The sequence below is a fragment of the Leeia sp. genome, assembly GCF_041909055.1.
In the GTDB taxonomy this organism is placed as follows: domain Bacteria; phylum Pseudomonadota; class Gammaproteobacteria; order Burkholderiales; family Leeiaceae; genus Leeia; species Leeia aquatica.
In genome coordinates, this window is sequence record NZ_JAYREC010000005.1 from 55146 (window position 1) to 67673 (window position 12528).

Below are 12528 nucleotides of genomic sequence, written 5' to 3' on the forward strand. Positions count from 1 at the left end.
CTACCCTTCGTGACAGATGATCAAAAAACAGTTACAGGGGGAAATGCCGCACTCACGGCCTTATTTCACGAGCAGTTTGGCAAAACATAGGCTGCGTGGCTGGTCGACGTACTCGCCATAGGGCTCAATACGCGAATAACCCGCCCGTTCATACAGACCCACCGCTTCCGGCTGGCGGTTACCGGTTTCCAGCACGATACGACGATAGCCGAACTTGCGGGCCGCCGCTTCCAGCTCTTCGAGCAGACGGCGGGCCACACCCATGCGGCGGAAAGAAGCACGCACATACATGCGCTTGATTTCCACCGTATCGCTTTCCAGCGGCTTCAGCGCACCGCAGCCCGCCAAGGCACGGTCGCAGGTGGCCAGATAAAGTGCATTGCCCGGTTTGTCGACATCTCCCAGGCGAAACGGGCTGATGGCATAGTCGCCATAGCGTCCGGTCATTTCAGCTTCCATCTCCCCCAGCAGCATGATGGCCGCAGCATGGCGGCTGCTGCTTCGGGTTACCGTCAATTCCGGATGCTTGGCGTCCATGGCATTACACCTCGTTTTCAAACCAGCGGGCTGATTTCACGACCTTATCCAGCGCCACCAGTGTCTGTAGCAAATCACGCATCTTGCCGAGCGGCCAGGCATTCGGCCCGTCTGACTTGGCTTGCGCCGGATCCGGGTGGGTTTCCATGAACACCCCGGCGACTCCGGCAGCCACCGCTGCGCGGGCCAGCACCGGCACATGCTCACGCTGTCCGCCGGAGCTACTGCCCTGCCCACCCGGCAACTGCACCGAGTGGGTGGCATCGAACACCACCGGGCATTGGGTCTCACGCATCACAGCCAGGCTGCGCATGTCGGATACCAAGTTATTGTAGCCAAACGAGGCGCCACGTTCACATACCATGATGTTGTCGAGGCCACCATTGGCCGCCTTGGCCTTGTCCACCACGTTCTTCATGTCCCACGGCGCGAGAAACTGGCCCTTCTTCAGGTTCACCGGCTTGCCCGCGCAGGCCACGGCCTGGATAAAGTCGGTCTGGCGACAGAGAAATGCCGGAGTCTGCAGCACATCCACTACCGCCGCCACCGGCTCGATCTGCCAGGTATCGTGCACATCGGTCAGCACCGGCACACCGACTTGCTTGCGCACCTCTGCGAGAATACGCAGCCCTTCGTCCATGCCATAGCCGCGGAACGACTGGCCGGAACTGCGATTGGCCTTGTCGAAGGAGCTCTTGAAAATGAACGGCACTCCTGCTGCTGCTGCAATTTCCTTCAGCTGGCCAGCGACGTCGATCGAAAACTGCTCGCCTTCAATCACACACGGTCCAGCAATCAGGAACAGCGGCTGGTTGAGGCCGACTTCAAACCCGCACAGTTGCATGCCTGCTTACCCCTTCTTGCCGTCGTGATACTGCACGGCCGCCTTGATGTAGGCGCTGAACAGCGGGTGGCCATTGCGCGGCGTGGAGGTAAATTCCGGGTGAAACTGAACCCCCACAAACCACGGATGATCCGGCAGCTCGACTACTTCGCACAGCTGCTCTGCGCCCGCCGAGCGGCCCGACACCTTGAGGCCCGCAGCTTCCAGACGCGACAGGTAGTGGTTGTTCACTTCATAACGATGGCGGTGACGCTCTACATAACGCTCGCCACCGTAAATCTTCGAGATCAGCGAACCCGGCGTCATCACGAATTCCTGCCCACCCAGGCGCATGGTGCCGCCCAGGTTGGAGTTCTCGTCCCGCTTCTCGATCTTGCCATCGTGGTTCACCCACTCGTCGATCAGGGCTACCACCGGATACGGGGTTTCCAGATCAAACTCGGTGGAGGACGCGCCATCCCAGCCGGTTACATGGCGAGCAAACTCAATCAGCGCCAGTTGCATGCCGTAGCAGATGCCCAGATACGGCACCTTGTTTTCACGGGCAAACTGTACTGCCTTGATCTTGCCTTCCACACCACGCTTGCCAAAACCACCCGGCACCAGAATGGCGTCCATGGATTTCAGGCTATCGGTACCATCGCGCTCGATTTCTTCCGAATCCACATAGTGCACCTGGATACGGGTGCGGTTATGGATACCCGCGTGCACCAGCGCTTCGGTCAGTGACTTGTAGGAGTCCGCCAGGTCAACATATTTGCCAACCATGGCGATATTGACTTCGTGTTCCGGGTTTTCCTTGGCAAACACCAGGTTTTCCCACATCGCCAGGTCAGCCGGACGCGGGGTGAGGTGCAGCCGGCGGCAGACAATTTCGTCCAGCCCTTGCTGATTCAACACCATCGGGATCTTGTAGATGGAGTCGACGTCGTAGCAGGAAATCACCGCGTTGTCGGCCACATTGCAGAACAGCGCAATCTTGCGGCGCTCATCGTCCGGCAGCGGGCGGTCCATACGGCAGATCAGCACATCCGGCTGAATACCGATTTCGCGCAATTCCTTCACACTGTGCTGGGTCGGCTTGGTTTTGATCTCACCCGCCGCCGCAATATACGGCACCAGGGTCAGATGAACGAAGCAGGTGTTGTCGCGCCCCAGTTGCACCCCCATCTGGCGAATGGCTTCCAGAAACGGCAGCGACTCGATGTCACCTACCGTGCCGCCCACTTCCACAATCGCCACTTCTGCATCACCCGCGCCCAGGCTGATGAAGTGCTTGATCTCGTCGGTGATGTGCGGAATCACCTGCACCGTGCCGCCCAGATAATCGCCCCGGCGTTCCTTCTTGATCACCGAGTCATAGATCTGGCCGGTAGTGAAGTTGTTGGCCTTGCGCATCTTGCTGCTGATAAAGCGCTCGTAGTGGCCCAGGTCCAGATCGGTCTCGGCACCATCTTCGGTCACGAAGACTTCGCCGTGCTGGAACGGGCTCATGGTGCCCGGGTCCACGTTGATGTACGGGTCCAGCTTCAGCATGGTGACCCGAATTCCACGCGATTCCAGAATGGCTGCGAGGGATGCCGCAGCAATGCCTTTACCCAGCGAGGACACGACACCGCCGGTTACGAATACGAATTTGGTCATGGGGATAAAACAGACGTGGTTTGAATGGGTTATTTTACCCTAAACCCGCGTTCGGCATAAGGGGGGGCATGCACATCCCCCCAGACTTTCAGGGGCGACTGGCAAGCCAGCTTTTCAGCTGATCGCGCTGTTTGCTATCCATCTGGTCAATCTGAAAGCCCACCCTGAACTCGGTGCCGTGCGTCAACACACTATGCAGCACCGTCGCCTGACATTCGAGATACTGGCGCTGGCCCCCAGCGCCCAGCGGCGCCTCCATCAGCACGCGATGGCGCGCACCGGTGCGCAGGGTATGCGGAATCAGCATGGAGAAACCAGAATCCCCCATGGCAATGATCTTGCCCTGCATAGGCGAGTGGCCGTCCACCACCACAGCGGAGCGCCAACTGACCACCACCCGGTGCGCTTCTTTGACTGCCATCTGACTACCCTTTGCAGATTGACCATGTGCTTGCTGGAACTTGGAGTTATACGGGACGACAGGAAACACTGTCAATGTGACCTGTGCGTCACCTGCCCCGGGTCAAGCAACACCCTACCTGCGGGGTGCGCCTGTGCTGCAGGACAGCATGACAAGTGCGGCAAATTGCCGCAAGATCAGCCATCCCCCTGCAGGAGGTTGGCATGGTAGTGTCTGAAGAAGGCGTTCCCCCGTTTCCATCCACACGCAATGTGCCGCTGGCGGCCCCGCTGGGCTGGTTGTCAGCAGGCTGGCAAGACCTGCGGCAAGCGCCGCTGGCCTATGCCAGTTACGGCCTGGTGTTCGCCTTGTCCGGTGCTGCATTCTGGCTGGTGTTGGCGCGCTATCCCGAAGTGATGCTGGGTCTGGTGACGGGCTTCATGCTGATCGGCCCGTTTCTGGCCATAGGTACTTACCACCTGGCCCGACAGCAAGAGCTGGGCGAAGCGCCTAGCCTGAAAGATAGCCTGACGGCTTGGCGGGCGAACCTGCCCTCCATTGGTTTCATGGTGATGATCGAAGTATTGCTGATGGCCAGCTGGATACGGGTCGGCGTGGTTCTGATTGCGCTGTTTTTTGAGGGTAACCCGCCCACGCAGGACGACTTGCTACACCTGGCCTTCTATCAGGCACATTACGCCTTTGTAAGCGCCTATGTGCTGGTGGGGGCTGGCTTTGCCGCGCTGGTGTTCATGGTCAGTGTGGTGTCGATTCCACTGCTGATGGACCGGAAGATTGATGCCATCTCCGCCATTATCGTCAGCGTCATCGCCTGTGGACGCAATCCGGGTGCCATGCTGCTCTGGGGCATGTTGATTGTTGCCGCCATCAGCCTGGGCTTTTTGACAGGCTTTGTTGGACTGATCCTGACAGCGCCCTGGATCGGTGCCGCCAGTTGGCATGCCTACCGCGGGGTGCTGCTGCCAGAACGCTGAGCGGGCTACAGTACCGGGGCATCCTGCATGGTATGCGGCAGGGTGCCCAGATGGTTCCCCCCCCACTGTTTGGCCTGATGCAGCGCCAGCTCAGCGTGCTGCAGCAAATCCACCATGGTGTGTCCATTTTGCGGCGCGGATGCCATGCCGATCGTCACCGTCAGCCGAATCGAGCCTTCTTGCACCTCATAAGGCACGGCAAGGGTTCTGAGCAAGGTACGACCCAGCTTTTCACCTTCATCCGGCTCCAGCAGCTCTGGCACCACCACTGCAAACTCATCCCCACCCAATCGAGCCAGCAGCAGATCCTTGCGCTCCAGCGCCTGCAGGCGCTGGGCCAGTTGTTGCAGGATGGCATCGCCACAAGGCTGCCCATAAAGACCATTGACCTGCCTAAAACCATCTACGTCCAGCAATAGCAGTTGCAAACCCAGCGCCTCTGGCCGCTGCAGCAGCCCCGCCAGCAAGCGCTCCAGCCGGTCTGCCAGCAACAAGCGATTGGGCAAGCCGGTCAATACATCATAGTAAGCAATCTGCTTGACCAGCGCCTCATTCTCCCGCAGCAAGGCTTCCAGCCGCGAGCGCTCCTGGCTTTCCCGCTCCAGCTTGCGCAAGGTCTTGTCGAGCTCGCGGGTTTTGCTTTGTACCCGCGCCTCCAGTACGGTTTCGGAGCTTTGCAGCGATTTCAACTCGCTGGCCTGCGCCAGGAACACCTGCTGGATGGCACGCTCACCCTCTTGCTGATTCATCCGGTTACGCAGGGCCAGCGCAAACGCCAGCAGCAGCCCCTCCAGCATGGTACCCAGTTGCATCGCCTGGTGCGCCCAGATATTGGAGCCACCCACACCCAGGTTGGCGACGACCACCCCCAGCGCCCCCGTCAGCAGCAACGCATAGCCCACCACCATGAACCAGGCAGGCAGGTAACGCCGTAAAGCCATGCACAAGGATGCAAACAAACTGATCAGCACCGCCAGCAGGGTGGTGGAGTTGGTGAGAAAAATGGCCAGCGGGTGGTAGATCCATGGCGTCAGTATCACGGCCGAGAAGGCATAGGCTTGCACGGCCCAAGCTGCGCGATTCAATCGTGGCGCATATTCCACCAGATCCAGCACCCGCTGCATGTAGCGCACTCCGAACAGCGACCACAGTGCTGGAATCAACAATACCATGCGGTCTGCCGCCCAGGCCGACTCACCCCAGATCAGCTGCACTCCCTGACCACTGACCGCCAGAATGGAAAAACCGCCAAACAGTGCCGTCAGGGCGTACTCTGCAAACAGCCACTCGCGGAATGAGAACAGCAGGAACAGGTTATACAGCACCAATACCAGCATCACGCCGTAATAGAAGGCTTGCAGCCCAGAATCCAGCTGCATGGCGGTGGCCAGCCGCTCCGGCTGCCAGACACTGAGCGGGACGTTATGTGTACCGACGGTTTGAACCCGTAGATAAAAGGTAGTGGGCTGCGAGCCGGTCACCTGGAGTGGCAAGGTAAAGTGCCGGAATGACAAGGCTTGCAGCCGAGGCGGGATATGATCGCCACTTCGCAGTTCTCGCCACTGCCCCTGGCCATCCGGCATATAAAGCCGAATGTCATCCAGCCACGGATTGGCGATTTGTAACCACCACGCCCGGTCTGCTGTCCCGGTAGATTGCAGCGAGAATCGGTACCAGTGTACGCGCGGATCGACGCCAAAGCGCGCCGAATCAGGCAGGTGCTGAAAGCGGGCCGCCACCGCGGGGGTGAGAACCTGCTGCATGGTCAATTGGCCATCCGCATCCAGCAGATGCCAGACATGGCCCTGCAAGGACTGGCCCTGCCGACTCTCATGCAACAGCAGGGGTGCAGTCCCCACAGCGGCTGACCATGCCGGCCCTATCAGCACAAACAGCAGCAGGCTCAGCCCTCGCCACTCCAGGTGAAGGCGTACACTGCGGAGCATGGCCATCAGCCGGGCCAACGGATATCCACCCATTGGCTGAGCTGGCCCAGATGTCCATGGAAGAAGTGGCTGACACCCGGCAGCACCACAACCGACAGCTTCTGTGGTCGCGCCCACGCCAGTACATCAGCCAGGGGTACCACCTCGTCTTCTTCGCCGTGAACGACCAGCGTTTCCGGCGGCACGCTCGCCAGCGGAAAGCGTCCCACTGCGGGCCCAGCCAGCATCATGGCAGGCGCGGGCTCCCCAGCCTGCTGCAGACGCGCTGCCAGCTGGGCCTGCACATAGGTACCAAAGGAAAACCCGGCCAGCATCAGTGGCAGGGCCAAGGCCTGAGGCTGCTGTTGCCGCGCCCAGGCCAATACGGCGGCCATGTCGTCTGCTTCGCCCAAACCGTGGTCAAATTGCCCCTCGCTACTGCCTACCCCGCGCAGGTTCGGGCAGAGCACCCAGTAGCCCTTGCGGGCAAAGGCTTTGGCCAGCGTCTGCACTACCTTGTTCTGGTTGGTGCCACCTTGCTGTGGATTGGGGTGCGCCACCAGTGCAATACCGCGCACCGGCCCACCCTCACACCACAGGTTCAGGGTTTGCAGCGTACCCACCGGCCCTGCAATCATCAGTTCGCGTGTGCTGACTTTCATCCGGATTCCCAGCGTTGCAGGCCGTCTCCCGTCCGCACGTTGGCGAACCCGGCCTGTCATGTCAAATAATTATAACGGGATTCTGACAGTCCACCCACCCGGCCCTTGGGGCAGACCCGGCGAATTGGCACACAGGCTACTCGACGCGCAGGCGCTCGACGATCCGCCCCTGTTGCAAATGCTCATGGATGATCTCGTCGACATCCTCACGGTCAATAAAGGTGTACCACACCCCTTCCGGGTACACCACCATCACCGGCCCCGAGTCACAGCGGTCCAGACAGCCTGCCTGGTTGATACGCACCTTGCCCTGCCCATTCAGGCCGAGGGCCTTGACGCGATCCTTCGCATACGCCCGGAGTTCTGATGCACCGGCATTATTGCAGCAGGTTTCGCCAGGGCCACGTTGGTTGCAGCAGAAAAACACATGGTGGCGGAAAAAGGGTTCAGGAGTACTCATGCAGCCTTCCTTGTCATCAGCAACGACCACAACACCAAGGACAGGAAGAACAGGAATGTCCAGCCCGGAATGGTCAAGCCCAGAAACATCCAGGATTTGTCATGACACTCACCTGAGCCATGCAGCAGCTGGGTCAGCACCTGGGAGAATGGCAGGGTGTCCAGCATGTAGGACAAGCCCGGCCCACATTGCGGTACATCCCGCTCCGGCAGGTATTGAATCCAGACGTGGCGCGCCGCGATGGCCGCCCCGGATAAGCCCAGCAAGACCTGAATCCCCGCATACCAGCGAGCACCGCGCGGGCCCGGACCGTGCAGGCCCGCAATCAGGAACACCACGCCCATGGCAATGATGAACACCCGCTGCACCATGCACAGCGGGCAGGGCTCAAGGTATTTGACATACTGCAGGTACAAGGCATAAGCCATCAAGGCGGCGCACACCGCAAAGGCGGCCAGATAACACCAGCGACGCGCCGGCAAACGATCCAGCAAAGACAAGATCAACCCCCAGAAAATAGATAACGCTCAGTGTTCAACCGTTCCCGCTCGTCGCACGGGTACCGGCGCATCCGGAATCAGCCCGGTCCGGTTCATGGCCAGCAACAGGCCAAAACCCATCAGCCACAGCGGGAATTGCAAGGCAAAGCGGAACCACTCAAACACCCACAAAGCATGAATCAGCGCTGCCAGCAGAAACCCCATGCCTGTCGGCCAGCTCCGCTTGTTGACGCCTTGATCAATCAGCGTGACCAAGCCAATGGCTGCCAGCAGCAAAGACCATTTCAGGCGGCCTACCGGCAGCAGGTCCAGCTCGTACAGCAACCAGAGCAGGCCAATGGCCATCAACCACACAGGGGTCGCAAATCGTCGCACGGACCTCTCCCAGACAGTATGTGATTCAGCCAGCAGGACTTACTTTTGCCGCCAGCCGTCGCGCCCCTGCACCCACCAACCCGCCTGTGCACGCTGCGCCCAACGCTGGGCAAAGGTTTGACGGATCTCGTCTTCCCATTCCGGATGCCCATTGGCCCGCGCAATCTCGCGGTATAGCGCAGCACGATCCTGGTTTTCTTCTGTCACCAGCCGGTTGACCTCCTGCCGCTTGGGCAGGGGCACCAGATTGGCATCACGCACCCGGATGCTGCCATCCTGGGCAAAGCCTACGGCACCCGAGGCATAGTAATCGCTGAGCTGGGCGGTACGTGCCTTCATGCTTTGGGTCAAGGCCTGAATGGCAGGACTGCTGATGTCCAGATCCGCCGCAGCATGCGCGCTGATACTGGCGCCAAGGCACAGCGCCAGCAGGGTGGCGCGTAAGGTATTCATCCAACGGAACATGATCAGGCTCCGGTTCAAGGTTGGGTTGCAGGAGCAGGCGTCGCCGGGGTGGCGGGCTTTTTGACCTGCAACACTTCATCAATGATGCGGTCCGCCGCCTTTTCGGCTTCCGCAGCAGGGAAATAAATGTTGATGGTCACACACGCTGCCAGCAGCAACGGTGCCGACAGCAACAGCAAGGAACGGGTCATGGTGTATCCTTCTTCTCCGGTGAGGTCACTGCACCACTGCGGAACCACCCGCAGTAATCCGCTTCAGGCGCTGCATCAGCTCTGACCACTGCACAGCGCGATTGTAGCCGATGACGTTGATGGACGGAACGCCACCTCCCGATACCAGCACATAGCCATTGGGCGAAGCGGCAATGCCATCCATCTGGCAGACATTGTTGCGCAAGCGACAACTCACACCGAGCTGACTATAGCCAAACGTCTCAAAAAAGCGCAGGAAAGTACGTTGCAAGGCCGCGGCCGTGCCCGCCCCGCCCAGCGCGCTGATGTTTTCGACCGCACGCTGGCTGATTCGTTTCCGGTAATCGCCGGGGCTGCTGCCAATACGCGCATCAAACTGCTGCAGCTCCCAGTTGAGCAGCTGCAGATCATCCACATTGACATCCAGACGCCCCTCGATGGCACCGAACGAGAAGGTACGGGTCAGCTGCAACAGGTCCAGGTTCTGCATGGCCAGATCCGCCGAGAACCGCGGCGCCACACCAAAAGGCTCCTGCAGCCGCACATTGCGCAAGAAGGCAATGCCATCAAACGCCTGGATTTCCAGCGGGCCGAACAGGCGCAACTCTTTCGGGCTCAGCACCACCCTCGGCAAGCTGCCAGACAGTTCGCCCTCGATGCGTGGCCACTGCAGGGCCGTGGACATTTCCGGCAGCGATACGCCGGTCAGCTCTCCGCTCAGGCCTCCATGCCAGCCATCCTCCTGCTGCTTGAGCGACACATCCTTCAGCACCAGGCGCCCGCCGAGCAAGGCCTGCTCAAAGCGCGGGGTACTGAGTGCAGAGCCGTGCAGGTTCAGCTTCAACTCCGCAGCGCCCAAGGGCAGCCCCAGCACCACGCCCCCTTTCCAGCCGAGGGCTGCAGTAGTTGCCTCCGTCCGGGACCAGGGCAGGCTGCCATTCACGCCATACCAGCCCAGCTTGCCACCTTTGTCCACCAGGGACACCTCATGCAAGCCCAGCGTCAAGCGTTGTAGCGCACCTTCCTGCACCAGCAAGGACACGTCGGCCCTGCCCTCCGCTTGCAATGCTTTCAGCAGCGGGCTGGTCAACAAAGGCTGCAAGGCCGTTTCGTACAGCGGCTTCAGCGCCAAGCCTTGTCCCTGCAGCCGCACACGGTTCAGTTTGCCTTGCTGTAACAGCAGGTCAAAATCCAGTTGCCCCAAAGGTGCCCACTGCAGCTGTGCCTGCTTGACCTCCAGCTGCGGACCTTGCCACTGCCCCCGGCTCTCCAGCACCAGCGGCGAGGCATCCAGCTTCAGATAGAACGGCTCCCAGTACACCTCGCCCGCCAACCAGCGCAGCTGCCCCTGCCAGCTGCCGCCCTCGGCATTCAGGGCCAGTTGCCCTTGCCAGTCCAGATCCACCCGCTCACCTGCCCGGCTGCCACTGCTGTCCGCAAACTGCACGCCACGCAAGGACAGCTTGCCATCCAGCCTTGGGCTGCTCTGCTGCCAGTCCAGTTGCGCACTCAGCAGCCCCTGGCGGGGCTGGGGTAAATCTGTTGGCCACCACGGCAAGGCGTCAGTCACCGGCCATTGCTGTAAATCCAGTTTGCCTTGCCAGCCACCCTTGCCCGCTGTGGCGTGCAGCGAGAGCTGCTGGCCCGACTGGGGTGACAAGGTGAGCTGCAAGCTGCGGCTTTGGGGCTGATAACGCAAATTGACACGCCCGGCCACCCGCTTGCGTGGCGGCCCGTCAAAACTGAGCTGCCCCTCCAGGCACGCCAGCTCCCTGGCCTGCCAGACGAAGCGTCCGCACTGCAGTTGTAGCTGCCGCCACTGGTGTTGGCCAAACTGGAGCTGGGCCGCCTGCAGGCGCAGTTGCTGACGCTCGGTATCCAGAGAGGCTTGCAGATGGGTGAGTTGCATCTGGGGCCCAGTGAGGCTGCCCAGATCCAGTTGCAGTTGTGCAGCCCATGCCAGCATGGGCAACATCAGCAGCAAGAGCAGGACGCGTTGCATCATCCTGCCGGGAAAATACCGGTCGACAGATAGCGGTCGCCCCGATCGCAGGCAATCGACACCACCACGCCGTGTTGCAAGCCAGCAGCCAGCTGCAGGGCAGCAGCCAGCGCACCACCGGATGACACCCCGACGAAGATACCTTCCTGCTGCGCCAGCGTACGGGTCATGTCTTCTGCCGCCTGCTGGGAAACATACAGCAACCGGTCGACCCGGGCAGGGTCATAAATGCGTGGCAGATAGGCTTCCGGCCATTTACGGATCCCCGGAATCTGCGCGCCCTCTTCCGGCTGCACCCCCACCACTTCAATCGCAGGGTTCTGCTCCTTGAGGAAACGGGACGTCCCCATGATGGTACCCGTCGTCCCCATGCTGCTGACAAAGTGGGTGATGTGCCCCTGAGTATCGCGCCAGATTTCCGGGCCGGTGCCCTCATAGTGCGCCAGAGGATTATCCGGATTGCCAAACTGGTCGAGAATGCGGCCCTTGCCGTCTCGCTGCATCTGCTCAGCCAGGTCGCGCGCGCCCTCCATGCCCACCTCGCGCGGGGTGAGAATGATCTGTGCACCGTAGGCCGCCATCGACTGCCGCCGCTCTACACTCAGGTGTTCCGGCATGATCAAGATCATGCGGTAGCCCATCACCGCAGCGGCCATCGCCAGGGCAATGCCGGTATTACCGCTGGTGGCCTCGATCAGCGTGTCACCGGGCTGAATGTCGCCGCGCGCCTGCGCCCGGCGAATCATGGACAGTGCGGGCCGGTCCTTGACCGAACCTGCAGGATTGTTCCCCTCCAGCTTCAACAGAACAGAAACCCCTGCCGCAATACCCAACTGTGCTGGCAAGCGTTGCAGGGAAACCAGCGGCGTGTTGCCTACAGTCTGGGCAATGGTCAGTGTCATGATGATTCACATTTCGGGCCGAGGGCCAGGCAGGTTGAAATGCTTTGGATGGTAGCCGAAAGGCAGGGTTCCGCATTAACCGGCATGGCATGAGTTTATGCCTGCCAGGCATGAAGCAAAAGGCCACCCTGCTGGGTGGCCTGATAGGGCGGCCCATGTCGCCGTACGGAGCTTACTTGCTCGGCGCCGCCGGTTTGACATCTTTCTTGGCAGGCACAGCCGGTTTGGCTGGCGTTGCTGCCGTAGCGGGCTTACCGGCAGGCACCGCCGGCTTGGTCGTGGTGGCCGCAGCCGACAGCGTGATATCACCCTTGATCTTGTTGAAAATGCCATCACCAATACCATTGACCTGCTTCAGTCCATCCAGGGTCTTGAACGGACCATTCTTGGTACGATACTCAATGATGGCCTTGGCTTTGGCCGGACCCACGCCCTTCAGGCTTTCCAACTGCGCCTGGGTCGCAGTATTGATATTGACGGCGGCCAGCGCAAAATGCATGGCAAAAGCAGCAAACAAGCCTGCAAACAGCTTCTTCATGGCGCAACACTCCCTGTTGGTATAAATGGAATCACTGTAATGCAACATCTCGCCCGTAGCCGGGTTGTTACCAAGACCACACTTGATC

General features: G+C 60.4%; 15 protein-coding genes. 1 reads left to right on the forward strand and 14 read right to left on the reverse strand.

Annotated elements, in window-relative coordinates:
• Positions 1-60 precede the first annotated feature (60 nt).
• The 4 genes from ACE3O2_RS13145 to ACE3O2_RS13160 form a co-directional block, all read right to left on the reverse strand.
• Positions 61-537 (reverse strand): GNAT family N-acetyltransferase, encoded by a 477-nt coding sequence (locus ACE3O2_RS13145; RefSeq protein ID WP_168877456.1) that lies wholly within the window; start codon positions 535-537, stop codon positions 61-63.
• Between the two features lie 4 nt (positions 538-541).
• Positions 542-1381, reverse strand: a complete 840-nt coding sequence (gene kdsA / locus ACE3O2_RS13150; protein ID WP_168877457.1) for a 3-deoxy-8-phosphooctulonate synthase — start codon at positions 1379-1381, stop codon at positions 542-544.
• Between the two features lie 6 nt (positions 1382-1387).
• Entirely contained in the window at positions 1388-3025 is a 1638-nt protein-coding gene (locus ACE3O2_RS13155) for a CTP synthase (RefSeq protein ID WP_374338206.1), read from the reverse strand.
• 88 nt (positions 3026-3113) lie between these two features.
• Positions 3114-3446 (reverse strand): PilZ domain-containing protein, encoded by a 333-nt coding sequence (locus ACE3O2_RS13160; protein ID WP_168877459.1) that lies wholly within the window; start codon positions 3444-3446, stop codon positions 3114-3116.
• A gap of 203 nt (positions 3447-3649) precedes the next feature.
• Between ACE3O2_RS13160 and ACE3O2_RS13165 the strand changes: the two genes are divergently transcribed.
• A complete protein-coding gene (locus ACE3O2_RS13165; protein ID WP_374338208.1) occupies positions 3650-4420 on the forward strand; it encodes a DUF2189 domain-containing protein in 771 nt (256 codons plus the stop codon).
• Between the two features lie 5 nt (positions 4421-4425).
• Here the strand turns inward: ACE3O2_RS13165 and ACE3O2_RS13170 are convergent, their stop codons facing one another.
• The 10 genes from ACE3O2_RS13170 to ACE3O2_RS13215 all read right to left on the reverse strand — a co-directional run bounded on the left by ACE3O2_RS13170 (position 4426) and on the right by ACE3O2_RS13215 (position 12440).
• Positions 4426-6372, reverse strand: a complete 1947-nt coding sequence (locus tag ACE3O2_RS13170; protein WP_374338210.1) for a diguanylate cyclase domain-containing protein — start codon at positions 6370-6372, stop codon at positions 4426-4428.
• On the reverse strand, positions 6372-7007 hold the full coding sequence (locus ACE3O2_RS13175; RefSeq protein WP_374338212.1) for an alpha/beta hydrolase: 636 nt from the start codon (positions 7005-7007) through the stop codon (positions 6372-6374). The genes ACE3O2_RS13170 and ACE3O2_RS13175 overlap by 1 nt, the downstream gene beginning before the upstream one ends.
• A 136-nt stretch (positions 7008-7143) precedes the next feature.
• Complete coding sequence (locus tag ACE3O2_RS13180) at positions 7144-7467, reverse strand: ferredoxin (protein ID WP_374338214.1); 324 nt, start codon at positions 7465-7467, stop codon at positions 7144-7146.
• Positions 7464-7967: a disulfide bond formation protein B gene (locus tag ACE3O2_RS13185; RefSeq protein ID WP_374338216.1), complete on the reverse strand. Its 504-nt coding sequence runs from the start codon at positions 7965-7967 to the stop codon at positions 7464-7466. Before ACE3O2_RS13185 ends, ACE3O2_RS13180 begins: the two co-directional genes overlap by 4 nt.
• A 27-nt stretch (positions 7968-7994) precedes the next feature.
• Positions 7995-8342 (reverse strand): hypothetical protein, encoded by a 348-nt coding sequence (locus ACE3O2_RS13190; protein ID WP_374338219.1) that lies wholly within the window; start codon positions 8340-8342, stop codon positions 7995-7997.
• A 39-nt stretch (positions 8343-8381) separates the two neighbouring features.
• Positions 8382-8807 carry a YdbL family protein gene (locus ACE3O2_RS13195; protein ID WP_240947237.1) on the reverse strand — a complete coding sequence of 142 codons (426 nt, stop codon included), beginning with the start codon at positions 8805-8807 and terminating at the stop codon, positions 8382-8384.
• A gap of 14 nt (positions 8808-8821) precedes the next feature.
• Positions 8822-8998 carry a hypothetical protein gene (locus tag ACE3O2_RS13200; protein WP_168877466.1) on the reverse strand — a complete coding sequence of 59 codons (177 nt, stop codon included), beginning with the start codon at positions 8996-8998 and terminating at the stop codon, positions 8822-8824.
• A 25-nt stretch (positions 8999-9023) separates the two neighbouring features.
• Positions 9024-11000 (reverse strand): hypothetical protein, encoded by a 1977-nt coding sequence (locus ACE3O2_RS13205; protein ID WP_374338221.1) that lies wholly within the window; start codon positions 10998-11000, stop codon positions 9024-9026.
• Positions 11000-11902: a cysteine synthase CysM gene (gene cysM, locus ACE3O2_RS13210; protein ID WP_374338223.1), complete on the reverse strand. Its 903-nt coding sequence runs from the start codon at positions 11900-11902 to the stop codon at positions 11000-11002. Before cysM ends, ACE3O2_RS13205 begins: the two co-directional genes overlap by 1 nt.
• Before the next feature lie 172 nt (positions 11903-12074).
• Entirely contained in the window at positions 12075-12440 is a 366-nt protein-coding gene (locus ACE3O2_RS13215) for a ComEA family DNA-binding protein (RefSeq protein WP_374338225.1), read from the reverse strand.
• Between the last annotated feature and the right edge of the window lie 88 nt (positions 12441-12528).